Source organism: Mesorhizobium sp., from assembly GCF_041661565.1.
Taxonomy (GTDB): domain Bacteria; phylum Pseudomonadota; class Alphaproteobacteria; order Rhizobiales; family Rhizobiaceae; genus Mesorhizobium.
Window position 1 is genome coordinate 1 of sequence record NZ_JBAZUD010000026.1, and the last position, 14,039, is coordinate 14,039.

The window sequence follows — 14,039 nt, forward strand, 5'->3', positions numbered from 1 at the left end:
GATTTCGACTTCTCCGCGCTGACCGAGGTCGACGAAAAGATCCGCATGGAGATCGTCGACAACCTGCCCAATGCGCGGATCGCGCAGGCGGTGCAGGAACTCGATTCCGACGACGCGGTCTACATTCTCGAAGACCTTGAAAAGGAAGACCAGGACGAGATCCTGTCGCAGTTGCCGTTCACCGAACGGATCAGGCTGCGCCGCTCGCTCGACTATCCGGAAGAGACCGCCGGCCGGCGCATGCAGACCGAATTCGTCGCTGTGCCGCCGTTCTGGACCATCGGCCAGACGATCGACTACATGCGCGAGGACAAGAACCTGCCGGAGCGCTTCAGCCAGATCTTCGTCATCGATCCCACCTTCAAGCTGCTCGGCGCCATCGACCTCGACCAGATCCTGCGCACCAAGCGTGCGGTCAAGGTCGGGGAGGTCATGCATGAGACGCGCCACGCCATCCCGGCCACCATGGACCAGGAGGAGGCAGCCCGGGAATTCGAGCAGTACGACCTTTTGTCAGCCGCCGTGGTCGACGAAAACGAGCGGCTGGTCGGCGTGCTGACCATCGACGATGTCGTCGACGTCATCCAGCAGGAAGCCGAGGAGGATCTGCTTCGCATGGGCGGCGTCGGCGACGAAGAGCTTTCCGACAGCATCGTCTCGACGTCGCGCTCGCGCGTTCCCTGGCTGCTGGTCAACCTCGGGACGGCATTCCTGGCGGCGTCGGTGATCAGCCTGTTCGACCGCACGATAGAGCATATCGTGGCGCTTGCGGTGCTGATGCCGATCGTGGCCGGGATGGGAGGCAATGCCGGCTCGCAGACCATGACGGTGACCGTTCGCGCGCTGGCGACAAAGGATCTCGACATCTACAATGCCGGCCGCATCATTCGCCGCGAGATGGGCGTCGGCTTCATCAACGGCATCGTCTTCGCCGTCCTGATCGGCATCGTCGCCGCGACCTGGTTCCACGACAACAATCTGGGCGGGATCATCGCGGCGGCGATGATCATCAACATGTTCGCCGCGGCACTGGCCGGCATCCTGATCCCGCTGCTGCTCGACCGTTTTAAGATCGACCCGGCCGTCGCGTCGGCGGTCTTCGTCACCACGGTCACCGACGTCGTTGGCTTCTTCGCCTTCCTCGGCATCGCCACATGGTGGTTCGGTATACCCTGAGGCGCGCGGCGGCTTAATTGACTTTTACGTAAATGCCGTGCGAGGCTTGCGCGGGGTTCGTGTCGATTCCGGCGCGGCTGGGGGTTGGTTCGGGATCGAATGCGCGGCTGTAAGGCGGTCGCACCAGATTCCGGCATGTGGGAGTGACGATGCGGGAGTATTATTCGATCACCGAGCTGACCCGCGAATTCGACGTATCGACGCGGACGCTGCGCTTCTACGAGGATGAGGGGCTCGTGCAACCGGTGCGGCGCGGCCGCACGAGGCTGTTTCGTCCGTCCGACCGCCACCTCATTCGGCAGATCATGCGCGGAAAGAGGCTCGGTTTCTCGATCAACGAAATCCGCGAAATCATCCAGATGTACAGGGAGCCGCCCGGCGAGGTGGGGCAACTCAAACTGATGATCAAGCGCATCGAGGAAAAGCGCGAGGATCTCAGGCAGAAGCGCCGTGACCTCGAGGAGACGCTGGCCGAACTCGACCAGGCCGAAGAGTCCTGCGTCGAGCGGCTGGTCGAGCTTGGCGTCAATACCTGAGGCTGCTCAGATCCAGCGCCGCACGCGTTTGGCGTAATCCCGGTATTTCTTGCCGAACTTCGCCGCCAGCACCTTTTCCTCGCCCTCGATCGCCAATTTCTGCGTCACGAAGGCCGCGATGAGCGCCAGCGGCAGGAACCATGCGATGCCCGAGACGAAGGCAACGCCGATCAGAAGCAGCGTGTTGGCCAGGTACATCGGATTGCGGGTGATGCCGAAGGGACCCGCGGTGACGAGATGATCCGGCACGCCGTTGGGGTTGAGCGTTGTCCTGGCCCGGATCATTGTGCGGATGGCGGTGAACCAGAGCGCCAGGACACCGAACAGCGCCACCCAGCCAGCGGCGAAGAGGACGTCGCCCAGGAGATCGCCGATCCATGGCAGGGGATAGAGCAGACCGAGCGCGATGCTGATGACGATGGCGGCGATATAGATCAGCGGCGGCCATGGTATGAGCCCCGGCTTCGGCTGGTTCTCGGTCATTTGACCCCTTGCTCCGTCATCTTGTCTTCGGTCCTACCTGTGCACATGCCGGCGAGATCGGACACATGCGCCTTCCATTCCGCGGTCTGGTCGTTGTTATACAGGCGATCCAGCGAGGCTTCGCTCTCGAGCGTATCGAGCATGCAGACACAGTAGCTGGAACAGAACTCGGTGTCGCGCGACTGCTCGCACGAGCGCTGGCAGGTTTTCAGGAAATTGACCTGAGGTGTTTCGACCTTGGCCGGCATCACCTGCGAAAACAGCCAGACGCAGCCGATCAGCAGCGGCTGGTGGATCAGGTAGAAGGCCAGGCTGTGGCGGCCGATGAAGAGCAGCGGATTGGCCCATCGGCCAGGCACGACGGTCGCCAGGCGCGCCCGCAAGCCGGAATCCGAGGCGAGTTTCGTAACCCCGATGCCAACAAGCACCGCGCCGAACCATGGAAACAGGGGCACGAAATCATTCGATCGGGGATTGACCGCCGACAGGCCGATCCACCAGAGCCACGGATGGTCCAAAGCCTCGAACCGCAGATAGACGGGGGCTGCGATGACAAGCGCAGCGACGGCAAGCGTCAGCAGCGCCGGCAGCCGCAGGAAGGCCAGGCCAAGCAGGCTGGCAAGCGCGATCTCATGCAGGATGCCGAAGAAGATGAAGCCGTCCGGCGTGGCGATGCGGGTCACCACCGAGATGGCGATCGCCGCGCCGGCGACCATGGCGAACCGCTTCCAGAAGCCGTTCCAGCGGATTTGCCGGCCATGGGCGAGATACAGGCTGACGCCGACGAGGAACAGGAAGGTGGAGGCGATACAGCGTGCGTAAATCTTCCACCAGCCGAAGGCGGTGAGGCCGGGGTCGGCATAGCCGAAGAATTCCAGGTCCCAGGTAAAATGGTAGCTCGCCATGGCGATGAGCGCGACGCCGCGCACGATGTCGATGGCGACGATGCGCCTTGGTTGATCCCCGGCGGGTGCGGTCGGCGTATTGATGCTCATGGTCTCGCGATCTGATTCATTTCCGCAAGACGACTATCACGGTTGCACCCGACAAAAGAAGGCGTGGCGCTGCCGGAGCCGACGGGACGCCGGTGCTGGCCTTCCCGAGTTGGGTGAGGCGCCAGGGAGGCTCGGCTTTGTGTGCCCCCTCAGGGCGTTGGCGAGAGTGCGGCTTGACGTTCACGCACCCACTCATGGAAACGGTGCAATTCGTATTCCTCGGGCATCAGCACGCCGGCCGCGTGGCGCATCGATCGCAGGCCCTTCTGGTTGACCTCGCAGATCGCCGCATCCTCCTCCAGCACCTGGCGGCCGAAGGCGACGATGTTGTCGACGTCGGTTGAGGCCAGCGCTTCGGGCGCGAACAGCCACTCGGCGACAAGTTCGGTCTGCTCGGGACCGAGCGGTACCATCCGCACGGTTCTGACATAGTCGACATGACCGACGATGAACATCGAGGGCAGGCTGATGGCATAGGTTTGGCCCGCAGCGCGCTCGGCCGGTGTCAGGCCGGCAAAGACCGGGCCGTGCGTCTGCCCGTCGCGTGACCATGTCTCGGCGCCCTTGCGCAGGCCGCCGGAAAATTCCGGGGCATCATTGTCGGCGTGACGGGTCCAGTCGGGATCGTCGTGCCGGCTCATCAGGCCGCGGCCATAGATCGGCACCAGCCGCGACAGGTCCTTGTGGACGCCCGGACAATGCAGGCACTCGTTGAAGTTCTCCCAGAAAATCTTCCAGTTGCAGTTCATCACCTTGCGCAGCACATGGCCCGAGACCAGTGTTTCCAGCGGCCAGTTGCCAAGATCGCCGGAGGCGGGATCGAAGGACGATTGCGCCGCGCCGGCCGCGTCTTCGGCGAGATTGACGAAAACGAAGCCGCGCCACACCGAGAGGGCAATGCGATAAAGCGGGTGATCGGCCTTGTCGAAGCCTTCGGGCAGCGATTTTGACGGCACCCGCACGAGGTCGCCGCGCAGCGAGTAGGACCAGGCGTGGTAAGGGCAAGTGATGAGCCGCGCCTTCAGCCGGCCCTCGCTTTCCTGGCATAGCTGCGAGCCACGATGCCGGCAGGTGTTGTGGAAGGCGCGCAGCTCGCCGGTCTCGTCGCGCAGCACGACGATTTCCTGCGTGCCGATGCGGAACGTGCGGAAAGACAGCGGCTGCGCGAGGTCGGCCTCGCGGCAAACGAGCAGCCAGCTCCGGTACCAGATGGCGTCGAGATCCCGTTGATAGGCGGCTGCGTCCCAGTAGGCCGATGAGGGCAGCGTCGATTCGACCCGCGTCAGGCCATTATAGGAATCGCGCTCGCTGGCATTGGGCTGCATGGCAGGCCTTCCGTAAAGAAGCCAGCCGACACCCGGCCAAGGAAATTGTCAATTGTGGCGCGGACGATCGATCGATCGGCATGGCGCATTCGCGTTGATTGCCGGCGGAATTTGGTTTGCCGCGCGCGGTGATTTTCCCTATAGTCACCCTGTCGTCGGTTCCGTTTTGGAGCCAAGAGGGAATGCGGTACGGGATGACTTGTCGCCCAATGCCGTGGCTGCCCCCGCAACTGTATGCGGTAGTCCTCTCCATATGCCACTGAAGACTGGTCTTCGGGAAGGTGGGGAAGGGCGCTGATCCGCGAGCCAGGAGACCTGCCGGCGACGGCAAAACTGACAGGCCCTCGGGTGGAGGGCGAAAGGACATAGATGAATACCGCTTCCGTTTCCCTCGGCGCCTCCGTCTCCTCGCAGTCGCGCTTCATGCAGCTCGCTCTCGCTGCGTTTCTCGGCATTTTCGTGATGGGCTTTGTCGGCTTCTCGCATATCGATGCGGTCCACAATGCCGCCCACGACTATCGCCATTCGATGGCGTTTCCCTGCCACTGACAAGGGTCTGACATCATGAACCTGTTTCGCAACGTCGTGTTCATCGCGGCGATCGCAGGGCTCGTGGCCGGCGTCGTTCTCGCCAGCATGCAGGCCTTTGCCACCGACCCTCTGATCTACCAGGCCGAAGTTTTTGAAAAGGCTGGCGGCCACCAGCACGATCATGCAGCGGCACCGGCCGCCAGCACCACCGATGCCATGAGCACCGCCGCACCGGCGCCTGCCGAAGCGGCCGCCCCGATGGAAGACGAAGGCTGGGCACCGGCCGATGGCTTCGAGCGCTTCGCTTTCAGTGTCGTCGCCAATATTGTCACCGGCATCGGCTTCGCGCTGATCCTGGTTGCGGTTTCCGAGTTCGCTGGCGGTATCGGTAGCTGGCGCCAGGGTTTGTTCTGGGGCCTGGCCGGCTTTGCCGCGTTCACGCTGGCGCCGGGCTTAGGCCTACCGCCCGAACTGCCGGCAATGCCGGCAGCCGACCTCATGCAGCGCCAGATCTGGTGGTGGGCAACGGTGGCGGCGACAGCGTCTGGCCTTGGCCTTCTCGCCTTCCGCAAGTCGCTGCCGTTGGCGATCCTTGCCGTGGCTTTGATCGTGGCGCCACACATTGTCGGTGCGCCGCAGCCGGACAGCTTCGTGACAGCAATCCCAGAAGGCCTGCACCATCAGTTCGTGGTGGCGGTTACGGTGACCAATCTGGTGTTCTGGCTGGTGCTTGGTGCTGCCGTTGGCGTGGTGCGCGGACGCTTCACGGGAACGGCAACCAGCCTGCGCAACAGCTTTGCCTGATCGCAAAGAACTGACCTTCATCATCGGCGGTGCGCGCTCCGGCAAGAGCGCGCACGCCGAAAGGCTGGTGACGGCAGGCGCTGCGCCGTGGATCTATATTGCCACCGCAGAAGCCTATGACGACGAAATGCGCGAGCGCATCGCGCTGCACCGGTCGCGGCGAGGCGAAGGCTGGACGACCGTCGACGCGCCGCTCGATCTGGCCGGCGCGCTGGTGGCCCTACCGGACAACCGGCCTGTACTGGTCGACTGCCTGACGCTGTGGCTGACCAATCACATGCTGGCCGAACACGACGTCGAACTCGAATGCAGGCGGTTGGCGGACGTCCTCTCGCGGCCGCGTGGGCCGTGGTTCGTGGTCGCCAACGAAGTCGGCCAGGGCATCGTGCCGGACAATGCGCTGGCGCGCCGTTTTCGAGATGCCGCCGGGCGGCTCAACCAGCAGGTGGCGGCCATTGCCGATACAGTGCTGCTGATGGTGGCGGGGCTGCCGCTCAAGGTGAAGTGACATGACCGACATCGAAGACAAGACCATCGGCGATCGGGACGAGGAGCGCCACCGTTCCAAGATGGCGAAGCGCAAGGCGGTGCAGGACGCCGAGGTGGCGAGCAAGACGGTCGAGAAGGGCCTTCTGATCGTCAACACCGGGCCCGGCAAGGGCAAGACGACAGCCGCCTTCGGGCTGGCGCTGCGCATGCTTGGCTACGGCAAGCGCGTCGGTGTCGTCCAGTTCATCAAGGGCAAATGGCATACCGGCGAGAAGGACGCTTTCGCAGCGTTTGGCGAGCGAGTCGTCTGGCACACGATGGGCGAAGGGTTCACCTGGGAGACGCAGGATCTGAAGCGCGACATCGCCGCGGCGCAGGCCGCCTGGGCCAAGGTCCTCGAATTGATGGCCGATCCGTCAATCAGCCTGCTGGTGCTGGATGAGCTGAACATCGCGCTGCGCTACGACTATCTCGACCTCGACATGGTGGTTGGCGCGTTGAAAGCCCGTCGCGAAGGCCTGCATGTCGTCGTTACCGGTCGCAACGCCAAGCCGGCGCTGGTCGAGGCGGCCGACCTGGTCACCGAGATGGGGGTGACGAAACACCATTTCTCGGCGGGTGTGAAAGCGCAGCAAGGGATAGAGTTCTAGATCTGACGTCTCCTGTTGCGGGTAAGCCTTAGGCCCAGTCGCCAACGCTCCCGGCAGGGCTCCATTCCTTTCCCTCCGGAGGGGGGAAAGGTGGCGCTGCGAAGCAGCGACGGATTGGGGGAAGGCGGCTATCGAACGCGCGGCCGCAGACAGGCAGGCGCGACGCGGCGGCGCGAAAACGCGACTGTCGGGCTGGTCGGCCCCCACTCCGTCTCGGCTTCGCCGAGCCACCTCTCCCCCGATCGACGGGGGCGAGGAAGGGCGCGACCTGTGGCAGCCGGCTCCCTTCTTCCCTTCAGGCGAGGACCCACGGGGTTGTGATCATGCCAAAATGACGACCACCGAAATCAACCCCAACAACCCAATCAGCAGGCAGTCGGCGACGCGATAGAGCTTCAGGGCCCGCCTGATGTCGGCGCTGTCGGCCTCGCGGCGGCCGCCTTCGCCCATGAACACATCGTCGACCAGCACGCCGCCATAGCTGCGCGGTCCGGCGAGCGCCAAGCCGAGCGCGCCGGCCATCGCTGCTTCCGGCCAGCCGGCGTTGGGCGAACGATGCTTTTTGGCGTCACGCCACACAGCGTGCCAGGCAGTGCCTGGGTCGGCTCGCCGGACCAGGAAAGCCGCCAGCACGATCAGCAGCGCGCTCAGCCGCGAGGCCGGCAGGTTGATCCAGTCGTCGAAACGCGCCGCTGCCCAGCCAAACGCTTCGTGGCGTGGGGTGCGGTGACCGATCATCGAATCGGCGGTGTTGGCCGCCTTGTAGGCAGCGCCGCCGGCGAGGCCACCGATACCGGTCCAGACGGCGGGAGCGACGATGCCGTCGGAAAAGTTCTCGGCCAGGCTCTCGATCGCCGCGCGGCAGACGCCGGCCCGGTCGAGCGTTTCGGGATCGCGGCCGACGATGCGCGAGACCGCGACACGCCCCATGGCGAGGCCTCCGCTGTCGAGCGCGTCGGCGACAGCCTCGACATGGTCGTGGAGACTTTTCTGCGACAGCAGCGACGTCGCCAGGAGGGCGGCGATGACCAGCCCCAAGGGAATGAACCAGAGCAGGAGAATCTGCAGGCAGAGGCCAATCACGCCCGGCACCAGCACGATGACCAGCAAGGCCTGGACACCCCGTTGGCGACGCAGGGCGTCGGGATCAGTGGCGCGATTGAGCTTCAGGTCGAGAAAGGATATCAGCCTGCCGATCCACGTCACCGGATGGCCGATGGCGCGAAACAGCCAATCCGGATAACCCAGGAAGAATTCGACGGCCAATGACAGGAAAGCGATCAGGACTGACATGAAGCTTCTTGATGGAGCGGTGGACCATGGTGGAAGTCTTGGCCGGGCGAGGGTGCTTTTCCCCAACGCCGTGCTGCCTTTCGTCGACCTCTCGACCGGTATCAACCCGCACTCCTATCCGCTTTTCGACCTGCCCGCCACCACCCTGTCGCGGCTGCCGGAGGCCGGACGCGCGCGTGAGCTGACAGCGATCGCGGCCAATACCTACGGCGCCCCATCGCCGGCCAATGTGGCAGCGGCGCCGGGCACGCAGATCCTGCTGCCGCGCGTCGCATCGCTGGTCGCGCCGGGCAAGGCGCTGGTGCTGGGGCCGACCTACGCCGAACATGCCCGCGCCGCGGCGATCGCCGGGCACGAGGTGGCCGAGGTCAGCGATTTCGAGGCTCTGGCCGGCGCCGATCTCGCCATCATCGTCAACCCCAACAATCCGGACGGGCGCGTCGTCGAACGCGAGCGGTTGCTGGCCCTGGCTGCGACGCTGCGCGCCAGGGGCGGGTTGCTCGTCGTCGACGAGGCTTTCATGGATGTCGGCCCGCGTCACCACAGCCTCGCCGGCGATGTCGGGCAGGGCGGCATCGTGGTGCTGCGCTCGTTCGGCAAATTCTTCGGCCTGGCCGGCTTGCGCCTTGGCTTCGCGCTTTCCGATCCTGCAACCGCCGAACTGCTCGAAGCGCAATTCGGACCATGGGCCGTTGCCGGTCCGGCGCTGGATTATGGCATCCGGGCGCTTGCCGATATCGGCTGGCAGGACGCGATGCGGGCATCGCTGGCCGACTCATCGGCGCGGCTCGACAGCCTGTTCGGCCGCTTCGGCGTTCCCGTCGCGGGCGGCACCACGCTGTTTCGTTATTTGCGGCTTTCCGATGCCGCCGGCCTGTTTTTGGCCCTCGGCGAGCGCGGCATCCTGCTGCGGCACTTCGACGACCGGCCGCATGTGCTGCGCGCCGGCTTGCCGGGAAGCGAAGAGGAATGGCGGCGGCTCGACTCCGCTCTTGCCGAATGGGCATCGCGGCGCGAGACTCGATCGAAGGATTGCGAATAATGATCCATGTCTGCTCGCTGGCGAAGATCGAGGAAACGGTGGCCAGGACCGGTGCCGACCGAATGCTGTCGCTGCTCGCGGCCGGCACGGAGGTGATTCGTCCGGCATCGATCCAGAGAGAGAACCATCTGCACCTGGTGATGCACGACATCGCAGCGGCGCAGGACGGCATGACCATGCCGGGCGAGGACCACGTCCTCAACCTGCTCGATTTCGCGCGCCGCTGGGACCGGGCAAAGCCGATGGTGGTGCATTGCTATGCCGGCATCAGCCGATCCACCGCGTCGGCCTATATCATCGCGGCGGCCTTGGCGCCAAAACGCGACGAAGCCGAACTGGCGCGGACGTTGCGTTCGCTGTCACCCTCGGCAACCCCCAACCCGAGGCTGATCGCGGTGGCCGACACACTGCTAGACCGCAATGGCCGCATGATCGAGGCGATCCAGTCGATCGGGCGCGGTGCGGATGCCTTTGAAGGCACGCCGTTTGCGCTCAAGATCGATGTGTAGCTACCTCAGCCACTCGGGCAGCTTTGCCTTGCGCACATCCCTGATCAGGCTGATGAAACCGTCGGCCTGATATTCAGCGGTCAGCCGGCCCTTTTCAGCCGTTGCGATGCTGGCGTCGCCGACCACGCCATTCGGATTGAGGTCGCTGGCGATCCAGGCGAAGGCGTGGGTGCCGGTGTGGCGAAGCAGAGCAAATTCCTTCTCGGCCTTCGCGACGTTGGAGACGAAATTGTCGGCCTTGCCCATGTCGACCAGATCCGGCCGGAAATGCAGCATCAGCGATGTCTCGACATCGCCGCCATGAATGCCATGGCGGTCCTCGAGCTCGGCGTACATGCCGGCCGGACGGCCAAAACGCTGCCAGCTGGTCTTCACCGCCAGCATCTTTTCGCGGACCCGCAATTCGCGCGTGATGATGCCCATGATCTCTTCATTGCCGCCGTGCGAGTTGACGACGATGAGCTTGCGCACGCCGGCGCGCGCGATCGACAGGCCGAGTTCGGTCCAGGCCTCGACCAGCGTCGTTGCCGGCAGGGTCAGGGTGCCGGGCGCGTGCAGATGCTCGATCGACTTGCCGACCGCCTGGACCGGCAGGATTCGGATGTCGAGATCGTCGGGCAGGCGGGCGATCACCGTGTCGAGCATGCCGTTCATGATCGAAGTATCGGTCGACACGGGCAGATGCGGCCCATGCTGCTCGATCGCGGCCACCGGCAGAACGGCGATCGCCGCCTCCGGATCGATCGAGGCATATTCTGTTGTCCGGTAATCACCCCACCAGACGCGTCTTCTTGCAGCGGTCATGTCATGCCTCTTCGATGATCGGTGAGACCTAGCGCGGGAGGGGCCTGCTGTCGATCACCCGGCGGCGATTGCCTCGACCTCGACCTTGAATTCAGGTCGGGCAAATCCGCTGACGATCATCAGCGTCGAGGCAGGCGCCGGGCTCGAAAACAGCCGGTCGCGGACGTCCATGTAAGGGCGCAGATGCGCTCGGTCGGTGACATAGGCGTTGATACGAACGATGTCCTGGAGTCCCAGCCCGGCCTCTGCGAGGATCGCCTCGATGTTGCGGAAGCAGAGCTCGGCCTGGTCGCCGGCGTCCTCGGGGATCTGGTCATCCGCCGTAATCGCGACCTGGCCGGAGCACAGCACCAGCCGCTTGCCAGGGGGCAACTCGACGCCATGGCTGTAGCGGGCAAAGGGCGGCTTGATCGACTTCGGGGTTAGGAATCTGAACATGGCAATCTCCTGGATGCCGCCAGCCTAAGGCGGGATGCATTACAGCTTCAAGATGTCGGTGCATGTTGCCGGTGCGATTGTGGACAGGCGTTCAAAAAATAGGCACGATGCCTCCGGTGCAGCACGACCTTTCCGGCTTTCGCAGATGGCTGTGGTGCAGGCGGGCGGGTCCCGGCGCGAGACGCCGGTGGCATGTGTCTTGCTTCTTGAATCTTTGGTGTCGAGCTTGGTGCGTGGCGCGCCGGAGCAAACAAAGGGTGGTGTGGATGTACGGAAGACAGAAGATTTCGGTGGCGGCGATGGCCCTGCTGGCGGCCAGCACGCTCGGCGCTGCGGCAAATGAGAAAGTCACCTTCGGCACCAACTGGCTGGCCGAGCCCGAACATGGCGGATACTACCAGGCCGTCGCGGACGGAACCTACGCCGCCTGCGGCCTCGACGTCACCATCATGCAGGGCGGACCGCAGGTCAGCGGCCGGCCGATGCTGCTGGCCGGGAAGATCGACTTCTACATGGGCGGCAACCTGCTGTCGGCCTTCGACGCGGTCCAGCAAGGCATTCCGATGCGCGTGGTCGCCGCCGACTTCCAGAAGGATCCGCAGGTGATCATGTCGCATCCGGGCGAGGGCCTCGACAAATGGGAGGACCTGAAGAACGCAGACCAGTACATCCTTGGCGACGAAGGCGTGCAGACCTTCTTCCAGTGGATGGTGATCGAGCTTGGCTTCGACGCCGCCAAGCGCGCGCCCTACACGTACAACACCGCGCCGTTCCTCGCCAACAAGAAGTCGATCCAGCAGGGATATGTGACCTCCGAGCCGTTCGCGGTGCAGAAGGAAGGCGGCTTCGTGCCGAACCAGTTTTTGCTTGCCGACTATGGCTGGGACACCTACTCGACGACGATCGAAGTGATGCAGGACACGATCGACAAGAAGCCGGAGGTGGTCCAGTGCTTCGTCGATGGCTCGGCCAAGGGCTGGTACAAATATCTCTACGGCGACAACAAGGCCGCCAACGACATGATCAAGAAAGACAATCCTGACATGACGGACGACCAGATCGCCTTCTCGATCGAGCAGATGAAGAAGTTCGGCCTGGCCGATTCCGGCGACACCGAAAAGCTCGGCATCGGCGCCATGAGCGACGCGCGCATCCAGAGCTTTTACGACAAGATGGTCAAGGCCAAGGTCGCTCCTGCCAGCATCGACATCAAGAAGGCCTACACGCTGACCTTCGTCAACAAGGGTGTCGGGATCGAGCTGAAGAAATAGGCCGGCCCCGGCGTGGCGACTGAGAAGCTGACGCTGTCGCGGACCGATGCGGCCGCCGGACCCTCGACCTTGCTGGCGCTGCGCGGCGTCGGCAAGGTCTTCTCCAACGGCGTGACGGCGCTGAGCGACGTCAACCTGGCGATTCGTGAAGGCGAATTCGTCAGCCTGCTCGGGCCGTCGGGCTGCGGCAAGTCGACCGCCCTGCGCCTCATCGCCGGCCTGTCGACGCCGACCTCGGGCCTGCTCGACTGGCGCGGCGGCGGCTCGCTCGATCGCGCCAACATCGGCTTCGTCTTCCAGGAGCCGACATTGCTGCCCTGGGCGAGCGTGTTCGACAATGTCTGGCTGCCGCTCAGGCTGAAGGGCATTTCGCGGGCCAAGGCTGCGCCGGCGGTGAGGGAGATGCTGGCGCGCGTGCACCTGACCGGCTTCGAGGACGCGGTGCCGCGCGAATTGTCAGGCGGCATGAAGATGCGTGTCTCGATCGCTCGCGCCATGGTGACCAAGCCGCGCGTGTTGCTGATGGACGAGCCGTTCGCCGCACTGGACGAGATCACGCGCTTCAAGCTCAACAACGACCTGCTGGAGCTGTGGCAGGATGAGCGCTTCACGGTCGTCTTCGTCACCCACAGCGTCTTCGAAAGCGTGTTCCTCTCCAACCGCGTCGTCGTCATGGCGGCGCGGCCGGGCAGGGTTTTCGACGAGCTGGCGATCGACGCATCCTATCCGCGCGACGAGGCGTTTCGCACCTCGCCCGACTATGCGGCACTGTGCCGGCAGGCCTCCGACGTGCTCGTCAACGCCATCAATTCAACCGCGGGCAGGTATCATGACGGCCATTGACGAGCGGGTCCTCAAACTCGATCCCGAGGAAGCGCGCCGCGTGCGCCAGGAGCGGTTCGAGCGGATCGGCCGTTGGGTGTTGCCGCTCGCGATCATGATCCTGGCGATCTGGCTGTGGGACCGCATCTGCGTCTGGAACCAGATTCCGCAATACATCCTGCCGCGCCCTGGCGTGGTCCTGTGGACGCTCTACAACGATGCCGGACTGCTGTTTTCATCGCTGCTTGTCACCTTGCGCATCACCTTCCTCAGCCTGGCCCTGGCCGTGATCGGCGGGGTCGGCCTGTCGGTGCTGTTCGCGCAATCGAAATGGGTCGAGATGTCGTTCTTCCCCTTCGCGATCGTGCTGCAGGTGACGCCGATCGTGGCGATCTTCCCGCTGATCAACATCTATGTGAACAACCAGACGGCCAAGCTTCTGCTCTGCGCCTGGATCGTCGCCTTTTTTCCGATCCTCTCCAACACCACGCTCGGCCTCAACTCGGTCGACCGCAATCTGCGCGACCTGTTCAAGCTCAACGGCGCGACGCGCTGGCAGCAGCTGCGGTATCTGCGGCTGCCGGCGGCGATGCCGTATTTCCTTGGCGGGTTGAAGATCGCCGGCGGCCTGTCGCTGATCGGCGCCGTGGTGGCCGAGTTCGTCGCCGGGACCACCGGCCAGTCGTCGGGACTTGCTTCGCGCATCATCGAGGCGGGATACCGGCTCAACGCACCGCGGCTGTTCGCGGCGCTGTTCCTGATCTCGCTGACCGGCATCCTGATCTTCCTCGTGCTGTCGCTGATTTCGCATCTCATCTTGCGGCGCTGGCACGAGAGCGCGCTGAAGCAGGAGCGGTAGGAGATGCAGGCC

At 64.3% G+C, this 14,039-nt stretch carries 17 protein-coding genes and 1 riboswitch; of the genes, 11 read left to right on the forward strand and 6 right to left on the reverse strand.

Translation table 11 applies throughout. The features are described from left to right. A partial coding sequence (mgtE, locus tag WC739_RS07065) for a magnesium transporter (protein ID WP_372952306.1) occupies positions 1 to 1,176 on the forward strand: 1,176 nt, incomplete at its 5' end. Positions 1,177 to 1,325: 149 nt separating this feature from the next. Continuing rightward, positions 1,326 to 1,712: a MerR family DNA-binding transcriptional regulator gene (locus WC739_RS07070; RefSeq protein WP_224663249.1), complete on the forward strand. Its 387-nt coding sequence runs from the start codon at positions 1,326 to 1,328 to the stop codon at positions 1,710 to 1,712. A gap of 6 nt (positions 1,713 to 1,718) precedes the next feature. Here WC739_RS07070 and WC739_RS07075 read toward each other — a convergent pair whose 3' ends face one another. The 3 genes from WC739_RS07075 to WC739_RS07085 all read right to left on the reverse strand — a co-directional run bounded on the left by WC739_RS07075 (position 1,719) and on the right by WC739_RS07085 (position 4,515). Beyond that, on the reverse strand, positions 1,719 to 2,195 hold the full coding sequence (locus WC739_RS07075; RefSeq protein ID WP_372952307.1) for an isoprenylcysteine carboxylmethyltransferase family protein: 477 nt from the start codon (positions 2,193 to 2,195) through the stop codon (positions 1,719 to 1,721). Next, complete coding sequence (locus WC739_RS07080) at positions 2,192 to 3,190, reverse strand: heparan-alpha-glucosaminide N-acetyltransferase (protein WP_372952308.1); 999 nt, start codon at positions 3,188 to 3,190, stop codon at positions 2,192 to 2,194. The genes WC739_RS07075 and WC739_RS07080 overlap by 4 nt, the downstream gene beginning before the upstream one ends. Before the next feature lie 149 nt (positions 3,191 to 3,339). After that, entirely contained in the window at positions 3,340 to 4,515 is a 1,176-nt protein-coding gene (locus tag WC739_RS07085; RefSeq protein WP_372952309.1) for an aromatic ring-hydroxylating dioxygenase subunit alpha, read from the reverse strand. Between the two features lie 139 nt (positions 4,516 to 4,654). Continuing rightward, a riboswitch (cobalamin riboswitch) is annotated at positions 4,655 to 4,853 on the forward strand. A gap of 31 nt (positions 4,854 to 4,884) precedes the next feature. Between WC739_RS07085 and WC739_RS07090 the strand changes: the two genes are divergently transcribed. Genes WC739_RS07090 through cobO form a run of 4 tightly spaced genes read left to right on the forward strand, consistent with a single transcriptional unit; the run spans position 4,885 to position 6,989 of the window. Continuing rightward, positions 4,885 to 5,064, forward strand: coding sequence for a CbtB domain-containing protein (locus tag WC739_RS07090; RefSeq protein ID WP_091575531.1), 180 nt, complete (start codon positions 4,885 to 4,887; stop codon positions 5,062 to 5,064). Positions 5,065 to 5,079: 15 nt separating this feature from the next. After that, the gene (locus tag WC739_RS07095; protein WP_372952310.1) at positions 5,080 to 5,850 is read left to right on the forward strand and encodes a CbtA family protein; all 771 of its coding nucleotides are present in this window, start codon (positions 5,080 to 5,082) and stop codon (positions 5,848 to 5,850) included. Further along, on the forward strand, positions 5,843 to 6,358 hold the full coding sequence (cobU, locus tag WC739_RS07100) for a bifunctional adenosylcobinamide kinase/adenosylcobinamide-phosphate guanylyltransferase (protein ID WP_372952311.1): 516 nt from the start codon (positions 5,843 to 5,845) through the stop codon (positions 6,356 to 6,358). Before WC739_RS07095 ends, cobU begins: the two co-directional genes overlap by 8 nt. A 1-nt stretch (position 6,359) precedes the next feature. Further along, positions 6,360 to 6,989, forward strand: a complete 630-nt coding sequence (gene cobO, locus WC739_RS07105; protein WP_372952312.1) for a cob(I)yrinic acid a,c-diamide adenosyltransferase — start codon at positions 6,360 to 6,362, stop codon at positions 6,987 to 6,989. Positions 6,990 to 7,310: 321 nt separating this feature from the next. Here cobO and cbiB read toward each other — a convergent pair whose 3' ends face one another. Further along, positions 7,311 to 8,282: an adenosylcobinamide-phosphate synthase CbiB gene (cbiB, locus tag WC739_RS07110; protein WP_372952313.1), complete on the reverse strand. Its 972-nt coding sequence runs from the start codon at positions 8,280 to 8,282 to the stop codon at positions 7,311 to 7,313. Here cbiB and cobD point away from each other — a divergent pair. Both cobD and WC739_RS07120 read left to right on the forward strand, forming a co-directional pair. Next, positions 8,281 to 9,324 carry a threonine-phosphate decarboxylase CobD gene (gene cobD, locus WC739_RS07115; protein ID WP_372952314.1) on the forward strand — a complete coding sequence of 348 codons (1,044 nt, stop codon included), beginning with the start codon at positions 8,281 to 8,283 and terminating at the stop codon, positions 9,322 to 9,324. The genes cbiB and cobD overlap by 2 nt on opposite strands. After that, positions 9,324 to 9,833 carry a tyrosine phosphatase family protein gene (locus WC739_RS07120; protein WP_372952315.1) on the forward strand — a complete coding sequence of 170 codons (510 nt, stop codon included), beginning with the start codon at positions 9,324 to 9,326 and terminating at the stop codon, positions 9,831 to 9,833. Before cobD ends, WC739_RS07120 begins: the two co-directional genes overlap by 1 nt. On the opposite strand, the gene WC739_RS07125 is transcribed toward WC739_RS07120, so the two are convergent. Both WC739_RS07125 and WC739_RS07130 read right to left on the reverse strand, forming a co-directional pair. Continuing rightward, positions 9,834 to 10,637, reverse strand: a complete 804-nt coding sequence (locus WC739_RS07125; protein ID WP_372952316.1) for a creatininase family protein — start codon at positions 10,635 to 10,637, stop codon at positions 9,834 to 9,836. A 54-nt stretch (positions 10,638 to 10,691) separates the two neighbouring features. Then, complete coding sequence (locus WC739_RS07130; RefSeq protein WP_372952317.1) at positions 10,692 to 11,075, reverse strand: RidA family protein; 384 nt, start codon at positions 11,073 to 11,075, stop codon at positions 10,692 to 10,694. A gap of 266 nt (positions 11,076 to 11,341) precedes the next feature. Here WC739_RS07130 and WC739_RS07135 point away from each other — a divergent pair, with 266 nt between their 5' ends. Genes WC739_RS07135 through WC739_RS07145 form a run of 3 tightly spaced genes read left to right on the forward strand, consistent with a single transcriptional unit; the run spans position 11,342 to position 14,027 of the window. Further along, the gene (locus tag WC739_RS07135; protein ID WP_372952318.1) at positions 11,342 to 12,346 is read left to right on the forward strand and encodes an ABC transporter substrate-binding protein; all 1,005 of its coding nucleotides are present in this window, start codon (positions 11,342 to 11,344) and stop codon (positions 12,344 to 12,346) included. A gap of 12 nt (positions 12,347 to 12,358) precedes the next feature. Beyond that, positions 12,359 to 13,189: an ABC transporter ATP-binding protein gene (locus WC739_RS07140; RefSeq protein ID WP_372952319.1), complete on the forward strand. Its 831-nt coding sequence runs from the start codon at positions 12,359 to 12,361 to the stop codon at positions 13,187 to 13,189. Next, a complete protein-coding gene (locus WC739_RS07145) occupies positions 13,176 to 14,027 on the forward strand; it encodes an ABC transporter permease (RefSeq protein WP_372952320.1) in 852 nt (283 codons plus the stop codon). Before WC739_RS07140 ends, WC739_RS07145 begins: the two co-directional genes overlap by 14 nt. Positions 14,028 to 14,039: the final 12 nt, after the last annotated feature.